This is a genomic window from Microbacterium sp. p3-SID336, from assembly GCF_025143365.1.
Lineage (GTDB): Bacteria > Actinomycetota > Actinomycetes > Actinomycetales > Microbacteriaceae > Microbacterium.
In genome coordinates, this window is record NZ_JALXPE010000008.1 from 18,558 (window position 1) to 32,719 (window position 14,162).

General features: G+C 72.4%; 15 protein-coding genes. 9 read left to right on the top strand and 6 right to left on the bottom strand.

What is annotated here, in order from left to right; all coding sequences use genetic code 11:
- Window positions 1-50 precede the first annotated feature (50 nt).
- The 4 genes from M3C17_RS03640 to M3C17_RS03655 all read left to right on the top strand — a co-directional run bounded on the left by M3C17_RS03640 (window position 51) and on the right by M3C17_RS03655 (window position 3,672).
- On the top strand, window positions 51-1,268 hold the full coding sequence (locus tag M3C17_RS03640) for an aminotransferase class III-fold pyridoxal phosphate-dependent enzyme (RefSeq protein WP_259976281.1): 1,218 nt from the start codon (window positions 51-53) through the stop codon (window positions 1,266-1,268).
- Entirely contained in the window at window positions 1,265-2,014 is a 750-nt protein-coding gene (locus tag M3C17_RS03645; protein WP_259976282.1) for an amidohydrolase family protein, read from the top strand. Before M3C17_RS03640 ends, M3C17_RS03645 begins: the two co-directional genes overlap by 4 nt.
- Complete coding sequence (locus tag M3C17_RS03650; RefSeq protein ID WP_259976283.1) at window positions 2,011-2,808, top strand: hypothetical protein; 798 nt, start codon at window positions 2,011-2,013, stop codon at window positions 2,806-2,808. The genes M3C17_RS03645 and M3C17_RS03650 overlap by 4 nt, the downstream gene beginning before the upstream one ends.
- 69 nt (window positions 2,809-2,877) lie before the next feature.
- Window positions 2,878-3,672: an SDR family NAD(P)-dependent oxidoreductase gene (locus M3C17_RS03655; RefSeq protein WP_259976284.1), complete on the top strand. Its 795-nt coding sequence runs from the start codon at window positions 2,878-2,880 to the stop codon at window positions 3,670-3,672.
- Here M3C17_RS03655 and M3C17_RS03660 read toward each other — a convergent pair.
- Complete coding sequence (locus M3C17_RS03660; RefSeq protein WP_259976285.1) at window positions 3,669-4,544, bottom strand: aminoglycoside phosphotransferase family protein; 876 nt, start codon at window positions 4,542-4,544, stop codon at window positions 3,669-3,671. The genes M3C17_RS03655 and M3C17_RS03660 overlap by 4 nt on opposite strands.
- 340 nt (window positions 4,545-4,884) lie before the next feature.
- Here M3C17_RS03660 and M3C17_RS03665 point away from each other — a divergent pair, with 340 nt between their 5' ends.
- Window positions 4,885-5,886 (top strand): magnesium and cobalt transport protein CorA, encoded by a 1,002-nt coding sequence (locus tag M3C17_RS03665; RefSeq protein ID WP_259976286.1) that lies wholly within the window; start codon window positions 4,885-4,887, stop codon window positions 5,884-5,886.
- Window positions 5,887-5,889: 3 nt separating this feature from the next.
- Here M3C17_RS03665 and M3C17_RS03670 read toward each other — a convergent pair whose 3' ends face one another.
- Window positions 5,890-6,414: a cytochrome C5 gene (locus M3C17_RS03670; RefSeq protein ID WP_259976287.1), complete on the bottom strand. Its 525-nt coding sequence runs from the start codon at window positions 6,412-6,414 to the stop codon at window positions 5,890-5,892.
- A 54-nt stretch (window positions 6,415-6,468) separates the two neighbouring features.
- Here M3C17_RS03670 and M3C17_RS03675 point away from each other — a divergent pair, with 54 nt between their 5' ends.
- Entirely contained in the window at window positions 6,469-7,200 is a 732-nt protein-coding gene (locus tag M3C17_RS03675) for an SGNH/GDSL hydrolase family protein (RefSeq protein ID WP_259976288.1), read from the top strand.
- A gap of 140 nt (window positions 7,201-7,340) precedes the next feature.
- Here M3C17_RS03675 and M3C17_RS03680 read toward each other — a convergent pair whose 3' ends face one another.
- Window positions 7,341-8,351 (bottom strand): lactonase family protein, encoded by a 1,011-nt coding sequence (locus M3C17_RS03680; RefSeq protein ID WP_259976289.1) that lies wholly within the window; start codon window positions 8,349-8,351, stop codon window positions 7,341-7,343.
- A 158-nt stretch (window positions 8,352-8,509) separates the two neighbouring features.
- Between M3C17_RS03680 and M3C17_RS03685 the strand changes: the two genes are divergently transcribed.
- The 3 genes from M3C17_RS03685 to M3C17_RS03695 all read left to right on the top strand — a co-directional run bounded on the left by M3C17_RS03685 (window position 8,510) and on the right by M3C17_RS03695 (window position 12,084).
- A complete protein-coding gene (locus tag M3C17_RS03685; RefSeq protein ID WP_259976290.1) occupies window positions 8,510-9,250 on the top strand; it encodes a peptidase E in 741 nt (246 codons plus the stop codon).
- 94 nt (window positions 9,251-9,344) lie between these two features.
- Window positions 9,345-10,700 (top strand): anaerobic C4-dicarboxylate transporter family protein, encoded by a 1,356-nt coding sequence (locus M3C17_RS03690; RefSeq protein ID WP_259976291.1) that lies wholly within the window; start codon window positions 9,345-9,347, stop codon window positions 10,698-10,700.
- 58 nt (window positions 10,701-10,758) lie between these two features.
- Window positions 10,759-12,084 (top strand): threonine/serine exporter ThrE family protein, encoded by a 1,326-nt coding sequence (locus tag M3C17_RS03695; protein ID WP_259976292.1) that lies wholly within the window; start codon window positions 10,759-10,761, stop codon window positions 12,082-12,084.
- A 63-nt stretch (window positions 12,085-12,147) separates the two neighbouring features.
- Here M3C17_RS03695 and M3C17_RS03700 read toward each other — a convergent pair whose 3' ends face one another.
- From M3C17_RS03700 to M3C17_RS03710, 3 genes are all read right to left on the bottom strand, one after another.
- A complete protein-coding gene (locus M3C17_RS03700) occupies window positions 12,148-12,711 on the bottom strand; it encodes a dihydrofolate reductase family protein (protein WP_259976293.1) in 564 nt (187 codons plus the stop codon).
- Window positions 12,712-12,832: 121 nt separating this feature from the next.
- Window positions 12,833-13,426: a DUF305 domain-containing protein gene (locus tag M3C17_RS03705; protein WP_259976294.1), complete on the bottom strand. Its 594-nt coding sequence runs from the start codon at window positions 13,424-13,426 to the stop codon at window positions 12,833-12,835.
- Between the two features lie 70 nt (window positions 13,427-13,496).
- The gene (locus tag M3C17_RS03710) at window positions 13,497-14,126 is read right to left on the bottom strand and encodes a hypothetical protein (RefSeq protein WP_259976295.1); all 630 of its coding nucleotides are present in this window, start codon (window positions 14,124-14,126) and stop codon (window positions 13,497-13,499) included.
- Between the last annotated feature and the right edge of the window lie 36 nt (window positions 14,127-14,162).

Sequence of the window (14,162 nt, forward strand, 5' to 3'; positions counted from 1 at the left end):
GCCCAGCCCCGCGCCGCACCCGCACCGCTCCCCGGCAGAGAGGCCCTGGAATGGACACCGACACCCCCACGACGACCGGCTGGCGTGCCCGCGCGCTCGCGGTGATGCCCGTCGGCTCCAGCACGAACTCGAAGGCGCCGACGCTGCTGCCCGAGGAGCCCGAGGTGATCGTGCGCGGGAACGGCTGCCGCGTGTGGGACCAGCGCGGCCGCGAGTTCATCGACTACCGCTGCGCGCTCGGCCCCGTCACGCTCGGCTACGCCGACCCCGCGGTCGATGCCGCGATCAGGGCGCAGCTCGACGACGGCATCCTGTTCGGCCACCCGCATCCGCTGGAGACCACGACCGCGGAACTGTTCTGCGCGCTGGTGCCGGGCGCGGAGGCCGCGCGCTTCCTGAAGACCGGCGGGGAGGCCCTCGCCGCGATCATCCGCATCGCCCGGGCGCACACCGGACGCGACCGCGTGGTGCAGATCGGGTACAACGGCTGGCTCAACTCCCTGGCCGCCGGGGCGCGCGTGCTCCCCGGTGCGACGAGCGACGCGGTACCCGGGGTGCCCGCAGCCCTCGCCGCCCTGCATCACGCCGTCGACTGGGAGGACCGCGCCGCCCTCGACGCGCTGTTCGCAGAGCGCGGCGCCGAGGTCGCGCTGATCCTGGTCGCCGCGGACTACCCGGGGCTGCCGGACGCCGCGGGCTTCTACCGGTATCTGCGTGAGCTCGCCGACCGGCATGGCGCACTGCTCGCCTACGACGAGATGGTCACCGGGTTCCGCGTGGCCCTCGGCGGCATGGGCGAGGCGACCGGGGTGCTGCCGGATCTCGCCGTGTTCGGCAAGGGCATCGCGAACGGCATGCCGCTCGCCGTGTACAGCGGCCGGCGCGACGTGCTGGGCGTGCTCGACCGCGGCGAGGTCGTGGTCACCTCGACCTACGGCGGGGAGACCCTGTCCCTCGCGGCCGCGACCGCCACCATGACCGCGATCCGCGACGGGGATGTGATCGGTCGGCTGCACCGCACCGGCGCCCGGCTGCAGCAGGGCCTGAACGCGCTGTTCGACGGCGCGGCTGCGGGCTTCCGCCTCGAGGGACACCCTGCGTGCCCGCAGTTCGTGGGAGACGACGCGGCCGTGCGGGCGTTCCTGCGGGCGGCCTTCCGGCACGGGCTGTCTCTCTACCGTGTGGTGTATGTGAACGCCGCGCACACCGACGCCGACGTCGACGAGACGCTGCGCCGCGCCGCGCTCGCCCTGCGGGAGTGCGCATGACCGGCATCGACGCGCACACCCACCTCGACGGCGGGCGCTTCGACCCCGCCATCCTCGACCTCGGCGAGCGCCTGGGCATCGAGCTGTTCCTGTGCAGCAACCTCGGCGCGTTCCAGGCGCATCCCTCGCTCGACGAGGTGCGCGACATGAACGCCGACCTGGCGCGCGAGCTCGACCGGCACCCGGACCGGCTGCGCGGCTACTGCTACGTGAACCCCCGGTTCGGGGCGGACAGCCTCGACGACCTGCGCCGCAACGTCGAGGACCGCGGCATGGTGGGCATCAAGCTGTGGATCGCGACGCTCGCGGACGACCCGCTGTGCGACCCGATCCTGGAGTACGCGGCGGAGCATCGGCTGATCGTGCTGGCGCACGCGTGGCGGAAGACCGTCGGCCGTTTCCCCTACGAGTCGACCGCCGACCACATCGCCGCCGCCGCGCGCCGGCATCCGGAGGTGCGGTTCCTGATGGCGCATCTGGGCGGGCAGCCGGAGTCGGCGGTGAACACGGTGCGACCGCTGCCGAACGTCGCCGTCGACACCTCCGGCACCATCATCGGCGCGGGCGAGGTGGCGCTCGCGGTGCAGCGGCTCGGGGCCGACCGGGTCGTGTTCGGCTCCGACCTCCCGCACATCGACCTGGCCGCGAACGTGGGCAAGGTGCTCGGTGCGGGGCTGGACGCTCAGGCCGAGGAGCGCGTGTTCGGCGGCACCGTCCGCCGCTGGCTCGCGGAGGTGGCGGCATGACCGCCGAGGCGCGACGGCTGCTGGCGCGCTTCCGCGACCTCGGGGCGACCGACACGACCTGCTTCCTCGGCCAGTGGCCGTACCGGCTCGGAGCGAGCGCGGACGCGGACGCCCTACGGGGGCACGCGGACCGCCTCGGTCTGCGCACGCTGTGGGTGTCGCACCTGGCCTCGCTGTTCGGCTTCGACACCCGCACCGGCAACGAGGCCGCGCTCGCCGCCTGCGCGGACGACCCGCTGTTCCGTGTCTTCGCCACGGTCGACCCGCGCGACTCGGACTGGACGCGCGAGCTCGACGACCTCACCGCCGGAGGAGCCGTCGGTGTGCGCGTGGCGCCGGGGTTCCACCGCTACGACGTGGCCCTGGTCGGCGCCGTGCTCGATGCGTGTGCCGAACGCGGCCTGCCCGTGCAGCTGATCGCACGGCTCGACGACGCCCGCGTCCGTCACCCCCTGTCGCCCGCCGTCGACCTGGAGCTGCATCGCCTCGCCGACCTCGTGCGCTCCCGCCCGAGCGCACCGCTGCTGCTCAGCGGTCTCAACCGCGCGGACTGGACGGAGCTGAACCGGCACCTCGGCGACGCGGCGCCCCCCGCCCTGCGCCTGGACCTGTGGCACGTGAACGGCCCCACCCCCGTGGCGGAACGCCTGGGCGACGACCCCGACCGCTGGGCCTTCGGCACCGCCTTCCCCGTGCAGACCCCCGAGGCGACCGCACTGCAGCTCGCCGCCGCCCTCGCCCCGCTCGCGCTCACCGCGATCACGAGCGGGACGGCCGCCGGAGCGCTGCCCTGACCCCGTGCGGGCATGGATCGAACGGTGGCACTGTTGCACCAGGGGCCGCACCGACACGGAGGAGACCGCATGCGCATCGATCTGACCGGGAAGACCGCCCTCGTCACGGGCTCGACACAGGGCATCGGCCGTGCGATCGCGACCACGCTCGCCGACGCCGGGGCACGGGTGGCGGTGAACGGCCGCAGCGCCGAGACCGTGCAGAGGGTGGTCGCCGAGCTGCAGGACGAGAGCCCCGAGCGGAACCTCGTGGCCGCTGCCGGCGACGTCACCACACCGGAGGGGGCGGATGCGGTGCTCGCCGCCACGGGCGACGTCGACATCCTCGTGAACAACCTCGGCGTCTTCGGCGCGACCCCCGCCCTGGACATCTCCGACGACGAGTGGCGCCGGTACTTCGACGTGAACGTGCTCGCCGCGGTCCGGCTGATCCGGGCGACGCTGCCGGGCATGATGGCGCGCGGCTGGGGGCGGGTGCTCGACATCGCCAGTGACTCGGCCGTGGTGATCCCGGCCGAGATGATCCACTACGGCATGTCCAAGACTGCGCTGCTCGCGGTGTCGCGCGGCTTCGCGAAGGAGGCGGCCGGCACCGGCGTGACCGTGAACTCGGTGCTCGCCGGGCCGACGCACACCGGCGGCGTGGAGGACTTCGTGTACTCCCTGGTAGACCCGGCGCTGCCGTGGGACGAGGCGCAGCGCGAGTTCATGCGCCTGCACCGCCCCCAGTCGCTGCTGCAGCGGCTGATCGAGCCCGAGGAGATCGCGAACATGGTCGCCTACCTCGCCTCCCCGCTGGCCTCCGCCACCACGGGTGCCGCCGTGCGCGTGGACGGCGGCTACATCGACGCGATCGTCCCCTAGAGCGGACTCGCCAGCACCTCGTCGAGCACTCTCCGACTGTCGTCCGCTCCCGGTCCCGGCTCCCCGGCGAGAGTCACCAGGGCTTTCCAGAGCGCCCACCCTCTGGCGCGCTGCCACGTCGCGTCATCGAGGCCCACCGCATCGCGGAACGCCTCCCGCGCGTCCCCGTCGAAGAACGTCCACGCCATCACGAGGTCGCAGGCGGGATCACCGACCCCGCAGGTACCGAAGTCGATCAGCGCCGACAGCCGACCGTCGCGGACGAGGAGGTTGCCGACGGCGACGTCGCCGTGGAACCAGACGGGCGGGGAGCCCCAGGCACTGGTCGTCGCGGTGAGCCACACACTCCGGCAGCGTTCCGCGTCCACCGTGCCGTCCAGCTGCGCGAGCGCGGCCTGCACCTCATCGCTGTACGCGCTCGGATGCGACCCGCGATAGAACGAGTGCCGCCCGGCCGCGGTCCCCGCGTCGATTGGGAGAGCTCTCAGGGCGCGGAGGAGTCCGCCGAGATCATTCGCGAGTCGGACGCGGTCGAGGCCCTCCGCGCGGTCGACCGTGTCGCCGGCCAGCCACCGGCGGACCGACCAGGGAAATGGATAGCCCCTCCCCGGCTCGCCGAGCGCCACGACGGAGGGAACGGTGACCGGCAACCTTCCGTCGAGGAAGTCGAGCGCCTGCCTCTCTTTCCGGACGGCCGCCGCATAGGACTCCGCGCTCGGCAGCCGGACCGACAGCTCATCACCCAGACGGAACGTCCGGTTGTCCCACCCCTGGCGCGCCACCGCGCGCACGGGCAGGTCCGCCCAGCGCGGGAACTGCTCCTGGACGAGCTCGGCCACCAGGAGCTCATCGATGTCGACGGATCGGCTCACCCCCACATGCTCGCAGACGACCCGCTCGACCCGCCCCCGCACCCCGCTTCGGAGACGCCTCCGGACGTTCGCGACCTCTCCGGCCCGCCTCCCAGGAGGGAGGAGTATGCTGGCGCGTCGGGTCGTGTGACCCCCGAGAGCGCGAAAGGCGGTGATGGCGATGTCCGACGATAGTAACGACGCCGCCCTCGCTGCGTCGCGACTCCCTGCGCTCGCGCGTTGAGCATCCGCTCCGCGCCCGCCTGTCCGTTCCGCAGCCGTCGGCGGCGTCATCCGCCCCCTGACGAATCCGCGCACGGAGCCCTCGGCTGCCGTGCGCCCGCGAGAACGGAGCCGCATCATGGCGCTCATCGACAACGGCGTGTACGTCCACGGACGTCGCGTGGAGACCCCGAAGAACCTGGACGAGACCTACCGCATGCTGGATGCCGCCGGCGGCATCGCGTGGATCGGGCTGTACCGGCCCAGCCCCGAGGAGGTGGAGTCCGTCGCCCGCGAGTTCGACCTGCATCCCCTCGCCGTGGAGGACGCGCTCTCCGGCCACCAGCGTTCGAAGGTCGAGCGGTACGGCGACACCCTCTTCGCCGTGCTGCGTCCCGCGCGCTACCGCGACAAGGAGGAGTCGATCGAGTTCGGCGAGCTGCACCTCTTCGTCGGCCCCGACTTCGTGGTCACGATCCGGCACGCCGAATCCCCGAACCTCGCGGCCGTGCGCGCCCGCATGGAGGCGAACCCCGAGCTGCTCGCGATGGGGCCGGAGGCGGTGCTGTACGCGATCCTCGACGAGGTCGTCGACGGCTACGAGCCGATCGTCGCCGGGCTGCTGAACGACATCGACGAGATCGAGGACCAGCTCTTCGGCGACAGCGACGACGACGCCCTCTCCCGGCGCATCTACGAGCTGTCCCGCGAGGTCATCAACTTCCAGCGCGCGGTGCACCCGCTCAGCGGGATGCTCGAGTGGCTGCGACGCGGCTCCGCGAAGTACCGCATCGACGAGGAGCTGCAGCGGTCGCTGCGCGACGTGCTCGACCACACGATCCGTGTCAACGAGCGCGTGGACTCATTCCGCGCCATCCTGGAGAACGCGCTGACCGTGCACTCCGCGCTCGTCGCCCGCCGGCAGACCGAGGCGGGCCTGGCGCAGAACGACGAGATCAAGAAGATCTCCTCATGGGCGGCGATCATCTTCGCCCCGACGCTCGTCGGCACGGTGTACGGCATGAACTTCGACGTGATGCCCGAGCTGCACTGGGCGTTCGGCTACCCGATGGCGATCGGCGCGATGGCCGCGTTCGCGGTCGGACTCTACGGCGTCTTCAAGTACAAGAAGTGGCTGTGACGCTCACTCCGCGTCGCGGGTGAGGTGGTCGAGCAGGTCGTCCAGGGAGTCGAATTCGGCGGTCGCGCTGCCGTCGAGTTCGCGCACCTCGATGCCGTCGACCTCGAGATCCGCGTCGAGCTGCACCAGGATGCGCGACTCGGGGAACTGCTTCGGCGCGAGGAACGCGAGCAGCACGGCGTCTGCGAACACCACGACAGACGAGGCCTCCAGGTCGTCGCGGAGGTCGATCTGCTCGGCGACCGGCTCGTCGTCCACCGCCTCCTCGATGTCGGCGGCGACCTCGTCGACGATCGCCCGCCAGCGCGACTCGCTGACCGACAGCACCCGCTCGACCGCCGCCATCAGCGCGTCCTCATCGACCTCGTCGTGCTCGTCGAGCTCGGGATCGACGTTCACGTTCACGTCCGTCCCCGCGGCTTCGATGCGGGCCCGACCGTAGACGAGGTCGTTCTCGGCGACCGGTTCGTCGAGCAGGCCGCTGTCGACGATGCGGGTGAGGAGGGCGTCGAGCGCGGGGGAGGTCATCCCTCCAGTCTGGCGCATCCGTCGCGGCGCCGGTCGGCCGATAGGCTCGGAGCCGTGTCGAACGCCGAATCCCCCGCTCCCGCCTCCGCCGCCGCCGACCTCCAGCGACTGACCGCCGCCCTGGCCGACCCGGCGCCGCTGAACTGGCTCCTCACGGGCGACTCGATCACGCACGGACTCGTGCACACGCAGGGCGGCCGCAGCTACCCGGAGCACCTGCACGAGCTGGTGCGCGGCGAACTCGCCCGGGTGCGGGACATCGTGGTCAACTCGGCGATCAGCGGCAACCGCATCGAGGACATCCTCGACGACTGGGAGCGCCGCGTCGCCTCCTGGAACCCCGACGTGGTGACCCTCATGATCGGCACGAACGACGTCTCGACGGCCGGCGTGCGCCCCGTGCTCACCGCCGAGGAGTATGCAGCGTCGCTGCGCGAGTTCGTGACGCGGGCCCGCGGGATCGGTGCGATCGTGGTGCTGCAGACGCCCCCTGCGGTGGACGGCCTGAACGCCCCCGAGCGCGCCCGCATCGGCGAGTTCGCGGAGGCCGTGCGCCAGGTCGCCGCCGCGGAGGACGTGCTCCTGGTGGACCAGTACGCGCGCTACGCGGAGCTCGGCAACGGCGGTGTGCCGTGGGGACTGATGGGCGACCCGTTCCACCCGAACGCCGCCGGTCACGCCGCCCTCGCGCTGGAGCTCGCGACCGTGCTCGGTATCCGTCCGCAGCCCAGCCGCACGCTGCAGCTCCTGGAGGCGCTGGTCGCGACCGCCCGCCTCAACGCCTGAGCCGATCGCCCGCGGCGCTCGCCCCGGACCTGCGGATTCCGGCTCCCGCGGTCGGCGCGCGCCGCCGTCGCTCGTCTCGGGCCGACCGCAGCTCGACGCGCGCCGCCGTCGCTCAGCTCCGGCCGCCCGCAGCGCCGCGGTCAGCGCCGCGGCAACGGCTCGATCCACATCGCGCCGGGAATCCGCGTGCTCGCGGCGACCTCGCCCGTGGGCACACCGTCGCGCAGCCGCAGCGCCACGACCGCGCCGTCCTCGGAGTGCACCGCGAACAGATGCTCCCCATCGAGCGCGAGATGCTCGGGCCGCACGCCGCCGCTGGGCACTTCGGCGAGCCGTGTCAGCCGGTCGCCATTGACCCGGGCCGTGAGGATCGTGTCGGCGCCGCGGTTCGCGAGATGCACGAGGCCGCGCGCGGCGTCGTGCACCACGCCGCTCGGGGTGTTCGGCGCCGCCGTCGCGCGCGTGGTGGCGGGCAGCACGTCGAGCACGCGGCGCTCCGGGAGCGAGGCCAGCAGCAGCGTCGACGCCAGCTCCCCCGCGATCGCCACCCGCCCGGAACCCAGGTCGACGGCGTGCCGCGGGCCGCTCCCGGGCGGGAGCACGAGCGGTTCCCGCGCAGCCAGCGTCTCCCCGTCGAGGATCCGCAGCACGTCGGCCCCCAGGTCGACCACCCCGATGCCCTCCGCCAGTGCGAGGGCGTCATGCGCGTGCGGACCGTCCTGCCGCACGGGGTCGGGGCCGCGACCGGCGAACATGGCCGTGCGCGGCGGTCCGGCCAGGGTGCCGTCATCGTGCAGGTCGACCACGGCGAGCGCCCCGGAGCCGTAGCCGGCGACCAGCAGCCGACGGTCGTGCCCGTCGAGACGCACCCGGCACGGCAGCTCCACACCCGGCAGCGCCACCGCCTCCCGCACCGTGAAGCCCGCCGCGGGATCGCGGTCGTCCCGCTCCAGCCGATGCAGCGCACCGCGGCGCGTGAGCCCGACCGCGTAGAGCGAGCCGCGCGGATGGGCGGCGAGCGCGAACGCCCGGTCGAGGCGCACCGCGGAGGGCGCCGCCTCCCACCGCTCCCCGCCGGGATGCCAGGCGGCGGTCCACACGGACGCCCCGCCGGTCATCGCGCACACCGCGAACTCTCTCGACCCCGCCACGGGCGGCCCTCCTGCTCCTCGCCGACACTCCTCCTCCCACTATGGCGTGCGGCGGCAACGCCGGCGGGCACCGCCTCCCCGGGATGAGGAGTGGTGGACGCGGGTGCGACGGACCACTATGTTGACGCCTGAGAGCAGTCGTCGAGCGGGGGTCAACGATGTCGCACGTCGTCGCCACAGGTGCCGGGAAGGCCATGATGGAGCGCCGGAACGATCCGACGCACGACTACATCCTGAAGCTCACCGGCAAGGAGAGACCCCGAGTGCTGTTCGTCGGCACCGCCACCGGCGACGACACCGCCTACATCGTCAGCTTCTACTCCACGTACGACTCGGACCGCTGCGCGCCGCATCACCTGCCGCTGTTCCACCGCGCCGTGGACGACCTGGCCGGCTTCGTGAAGGGCTTCGACGTGATCCACGTCGGCGGCGGCAACACCGCCAACATGCTCGACGTGTGGAAGCGTCAGGGCCTGGACGACATCATGCGCGAGATGTGGGAGGACCCCGACTCGAACGTGGTGTTCACGGGCGGGAGCGCGGGCGGCATCTGCTGGTTCGAGGGCGGCACCACGGACAGCTACGGCCCCACGCTGCAGGTGCTCCCCGAAGGGCTCGGGTTCCTGCACGGCAGCTTCTGCCCGCACTACGACGCCGAGGACCAGCGGCGGCCCCTCTTCCATGCCTCCCTGCTCAGCGGGGAGCTCGCCACCGGGTACGCCGTCGGCAACCTGCAGTCGCTGCACTTCGAGAACAGCGAGTTCGTCACGGCGATCAGCCCGGTCGAGGAATCCCTGGCGCTGCGGGTCGAGGCGGTCGACGGGAAGATCGTGGAGACCTCGCTGCCGACGACGCACCTCACGGGCGCCGCGCCCGTCGTGAAGGGACCGTCGTCGTGAACGGGCGGCGCGACCGGCGCGACGTCGTGAACGGGGCGGCGTCGTGGACGCGGTGGCACCGAGACCGGGGCGTCATCGTGAACGGGGCGGCATCATGAACGACAACGTCTTCATCCTCATCGCCCAGCTGATCGTCGTCGTCCTGGCGATCTTCATGGGCACCCGCACGAGCGGGATCGGCCTCGGCGTATGGGGCCTCGTCGGCGTCGCGGTGCTGGTCTTCGTCTTCGGGGAGGCCCCGGGCAACGCCCCGGTCGACGCGGTCTTCATCGTGATCACCGTGATCACGGCGGCCTCCACCATGCAGGCCGCCGGCGGCATCGACTGGATGGTGTCGGTCGCGGCGAAGGTGATCCGCAAGAGGCCCAAGTCGGTCGTGTTCCTCGCCCCGGCCATGTCCTTCCTCTTCACGGTCGGCGCCGGCACGGGCAACATCTTCTATCCGCTGCTGCCCGTGATCTACGACGTGTCGTACCAGCAGAAGATCCGGCCGGAGCGGGCGCTGTCCGTCTCGGCGGTCGCCTCGCAGGTCGGCATCCTCTGCTCGCCCGTCTCGGCGGCGACCGCCTCGATGGTGGTGCTGCTGGCGCCGCAGGGCGTCGACCTCGGCGGGCTCCTCCTCATCATGTGGCCGGCATCCATCGCGGGCCTCTTCCTCGCCGCACTCGTCATGATGCGGCACGGCAAGGACCTGGAGGACGACCCGGAGTTCCAGCGCCGCCTGGCGGAGGGACAGATCAAGCCGCCGGTCGTCGACGCGCACGAGAACAAGCTGCCGCGCACCGCCGTGCTCTCGGCATCCCTGTTCCTCGCGGGCGTCGCCGTCATCGTGATCTTCGGCCTCTTCGAGAACCTGCGCCCCGTGATCGGCACGAACGACGACGGCGACCCGGTGCGCCTCAGCGTCACGGTCATCATCGAGGTGACCATGGGCATCATCGCCGCCCTGATCTTCGTGTTCTGCAAGGTGAAGGCGGCCGACGTGCCCAAGCAGGCCACGTTCCCCGCCGGCATCGTGGGCGCCATCGCCCTGTTCGGCATCGCCTGGCTGGCCAACACGTTCGTGGCGGCCAACCAGACGCTGATCGTGGACGGCCTCGGCTCCGTGGTCTCCGGCTCCTCCGCCTTCCTGGGCGCCCTGCTGTTCGCCCTCGCCCTGTTCACGGTCGCGATGCTGACGACCAGCCAGTCCAGCGCCACCAACGCCATCGTCCCGATCGGCATCACCATCGGCCTGCCCGCCCCGCTGCTGGTGGGACTGTGGCCGGCGACCATGGGCATCTACACGCTGCCGGCGAACGGCAGCCAGGTCGCCACGGTCGCCTTCGATCAGACCGGTACGACCAGGATGGGCAGGTTCGTGGTCGATCACTCGTTCCAGCTGCCGAACCTCGTGTACGTCGGCACGGCGATCGTGGTAGGCGTGACGCTGTCGTTCCTCTTCTCCTGACCGGAAGCCGATCGCGTGACGGGGGCAGGGGCGCGGGTCCCGGGGCGGAGAGCGTGAGATGACGGAGATCCTGGATCGGTCGGCGCTGCGCCAGTTCCTGCTCGGACTGGCGCAGGGCATGAACGCCTCGGCGGAGTCCGTCGACCGGATCAGGGACACGATCGCCGAGGTCGCCCGCGCCTCCGGCGGAGACGACACCGACTTCGTGGTGCTGCCGACGATCATCATCGTGGAGACCGGCGACGACGAGGAGGAGCGGGTCGCGATCCGCTCGGCCACCAACGCCTCGTTCCGGTTCGACCAGATCGCGGCACTGTACGAGCTGATCGCGCAGGCGAAGACCGGGGCCGTGCCCCCGCGGGAGGGTATCGCCCGGCTCAACGAGATCGGAGCGATGCGGCCCCGACTCGGCTGGTTCACCCGCACCCTCGGGCACGCGGTCCTCACCACCGGCCTGGCGCTGCTGCTCGCACCCACCTGGCAGGGCGCGATCGTCGCTTTCGTCCTGGGCTTCGGCATCGGCCTGCTGAAGCTCGTGCGCTCGCCGACGCTGCAGCTGATCATGCCGATCGCCGCCGCTTTCGTGTGCGCCGCCGCCGTGTTCCTGCTCGCGGAGGTGATCGAGATCGGCGATCCCATCCGACTTCTGATCGCCCCGCTGGTCACGTTCCTCCCCGGGGGCGTGCTCACGACCGCGACCGTCGAGCTGGCGGCCGGGCAGATGATCTCCGGCGCCGCGCGGCTCGTCTACGGCTTCGTGCAGCTGGCTCTCCTGGCCTTCGGCATCCTCGCCGCCGGTGCCGTGGTCGGCGTCGACTCCGCGTCGTACGAGGCGCTCGACGCGTCCTCTTTCCTGCCCTGGTGGGTGCCGCTGCTCGGCATCCTCGTGTTCGCCGCCGGCAACTATCTGCACTTCTCCGCGCCGCCCTCCACGTTCGGCTGGGTGCTGCTGGCGCTCGTGGTCGCCTACCTCGGCCAGTGGGCCGGCACCGAGTTCATCGACCCCGCGGTGGGCGGGTTCGTTGGCGCCGTGGCGGTGACGCCTGTCGTGTTCTGGATCGCGGGGCTGCGGCACGGCGCCCCGTCGCAGCTGACGTTCCTTCCTGCCTTCTGGCTGCTGGTGCCGGGTGCCGCGGGGCTGGTCGGGCTCACCGAGGCGTTCGCCACCGACGACGGGCTCGCCGACTTCGCCGCCGCGCTCGTCTCGGTCATGTCCATCGCGCTCGGAGTGCTGATCGGCACCGCCCTGTACCGCGTGGTGCACCACGGCGCCGCGGAGTTCGTGCAGTTCGCGGTCGCCCCGCCGCCCTCCGACGACGCGCCGACCCCGACCTTCTGGTCGCGCCTGTCGGCACCCCTGCGCCGGCTCCGCCGCCCCCGCTGACCACGCGCGGCTGTGTCAGCCGGGGATCAGCGCGGCGCCGCCGCCATCGCTGAGGCGGGGGTGTCAGCGGGGGAGCGGGCGGTAGCGCGTGACGACGACGCCCGAGCGGAACGGGCGGCGCTCCACGAGCTCGAGCGTCAGGCGCTCGCGAAGACCGGCGAGCAGCGTCGGGCCATGCCCCGCGACGACCGGATGCACCACGAACTCGTACTCGTCGATCAGTCCGAGGTCGGCGAGCGCGAGCGGCAGCGTGACCCCGCCCACCCACAGGCGCTCCCCCGGCTGCTCCTTGAGGCGCTGCACGGCGGTCCCGAGGTCGCCCGTCAGCAGCTCCGCGTTCCAGTCCACCGCGTCGAGCGTCTGCGACACCACGTACTTGGCGGCGCGGTCGATGGTCTCCGCGAAGGGGACGTCCGCCTCCCCCATCCAGTCCGGCCACACCCCGGACTCCGGCCGCCGCCACGCCGACTGCATCATCTCGTAGGTCACCCGGCCCATCAGCAGCGCGTCTGCATGCTGCATCTCCGCGGTCCAGTACGCCATGGACTCCTCGTCCGGCGGAAGCCCGGCCTCATGGTGGCAGCAGCCGTCCAGAGTGACGTTGATCGAGTAACGCAGCGGTCTCATCGCACGGCTCTCCTCTGATGCACGCGCCTGATGCACGCGGTGCGGGCCATGATCCCACGCGTCCGCCCCGCAGACCACCCCGGTCCCGCACCGCACGGGCGATGCGGGACCGGGGCACGCGTCAGAGGCTCGCGAGCAGCTCGCGCATCTCGGCGATCTCCGCGGTCTGGGCGTCGACGATCTCCTGAGCCAGCGCGACCGCGTCGGCGTCCTCCCCGTCGGCGATCTGCGCCTCGGCCATCTCCACGGCGCCCTCATGGTGCATGATCATCTGCTCCAGGAACAGCCGGGAGGCCTCGGGCCCGGCGGCGGCCTCCAGCGCGGCGAGGTCGTCCTCGCTCATCATGCCGTCGCCGTGGTCCATGCCGGAGCCGTCGTCCGGCTCCACACCCCACTCGTCGAGCCAGCCCTGCAGCTGCTCGATCTCCGGCGACTGGGCGGCCTTGATGCGCTCGGCGAGGTCGACGACCCGCGGGTCGACGCCCTCCTTCGCCAGCACGATGTCGGACATCTCCACCGCCTGCTGGTGGTGCACGATCATCATCGACGCGAACATCGCATCCGCGTCGTTCGCCCCGGAGCTCGGTGCGTCCGACGCGGAGTGGCCCATGTTCGAGTGGTCGGCCGGGTCGGCGGGCTGAGCGGGAGCGCATCCGGCGAGCGCGAGGGTTCCGGCGATCAGCAGTGCGGCGGGCGCCGCGATTCGGTTCTTCATGTGTCTCTCTTCTCGTCGTTGTGGTGCCGCGACCGCGAGTGCGGTCGGGCGGGTGCGCGATCCGCGCGATTCACGTGCGACTGATGCAGAGGACGACGAGGGAGGGCGGTCGAGCGCGCGGAGCACGGCCGCCGAGGCGAGGCACGGACGGCCGGGCGGGTAGCGCTCCCCACGCAGCGACGCGCCGGCGCAGGAGGAGCAGGATCCCCCCGAGCAACGCCAGCACGCACGCAGCACCCCCGTCGCCGCTTGGAGACCCCGGGTCCGCGGACGGAGGTGCGGGCGGGGCGACGGCGACGGCGGCGACCGGAGAAGCCGCGTGTGCGGCGGCGAGCGGGATGGCCGCGTGGGCGGCGGCGAGCGGGAGGGCCGCGTGCGCGGGGGCGTGCGCCGGAACGGCGGGGGCGGCGGCGACCGGCGGAGCCGCGGGGGCAGCGGCGACCGGGACGGCGGCGACGGCGGCGACCGGCGGATCCGCGTGTGCGGCGGCGAGCGGGATGGCCGCGGGGGCGGCGGCGAGCGGGAGGGCCGCGGAGGAGGCGGGGGGCGCTGCGGCGGCGGCCGGGGGCGCGTGGGCGACACCGTGGGCGCCGGGCGTGCCGTGGGTGTCGAGCACGTGCATGCCCAGCAGGCCGAGGAGCACCCCGCCCACGAGCACGACCGCGAGCAGAGCGCCCTGCAGAGCCTGCTGACGCCTCATGCCTTCATGGTACCTTCTGGGGGTATGGGTATGCCG

Coding starts and splice junctions, on each gene's coding strand:
- M3C17_RS03640 (WP_259976281.1), top strand. CDS start 51: ATGGACACCGACACCCCCACGACGACCGGCTGGCGTGCCCGCGCGCTC.
- M3C17_RS03645 (WP_259976282.1), top strand. CDS start 1,265: ATGACCGGCATCGACGCGCACACCCACCTCGACGGCGGGCGCTTCGAC.
- M3C17_RS03650 (WP_259976283.1), top strand. CDS start 2,011: ATGACCGCCGAGGCGCGACGGCTGCTGGCGCGCTTCCGCGACCTCGGG.
- M3C17_RS03655 (WP_259976284.1), top strand. CDS start 2,878: ATGCGCATCGATCTGACCGGGAAGACCGCCCTCGTCACGGGCTCGACA.
- M3C17_RS03665 (WP_259976286.1), top strand. CDS start 4,885: ATGGCGCTCATCGACAACGGCGTGTACGTCCACGGACGTCGCGTGGAG.
- M3C17_RS03670 (WP_259976287.1), bottom strand. CDS start 6,414: ATGACCTCCCCCGCGCTCGACGCCCTCCTCACCCGCATCGTCGACAGC.
- M3C17_RS03685 (WP_259976290.1), top strand. CDS start 8,510: ATGTCGCACGTCGTCGCCACAGGTGCCGGGAAGGCCATGATGGAGCGC.
- M3C17_RS03690 (WP_259976291.1), top strand. CDS start 9,345: ATGAACGACAACGTCTTCATCCTCATCGCCCAGCTGATCGTCGTCGTC.
- M3C17_RS03695 (WP_259976292.1), top strand. CDS start 10,759: ATGACGGAGATCCTGGATCGGTCGGCGCTGCGCCAGTTCCTGCTCGGA.
- M3C17_RS03700 (WP_259976293.1), bottom strand. CDS start 12,711: ATGAGACCGCTGCGTTACTCGATCAACGTCACTCTGGACGGCTGCTGC.
- M3C17_RS03705 (WP_259976294.1), bottom strand. CDS start 13,426: ATGAAGAACCGAATCGCGGCGCCCGCCGCACTGCTGATCGCCGGAACC.
- M3C17_RS03710 (WP_259976295.1), bottom strand. CDS start 14,126: ATGAGGCGTCAGCAGGCTCTGCAGGGCGCTCTGCTCGCGGTCGTGCTC.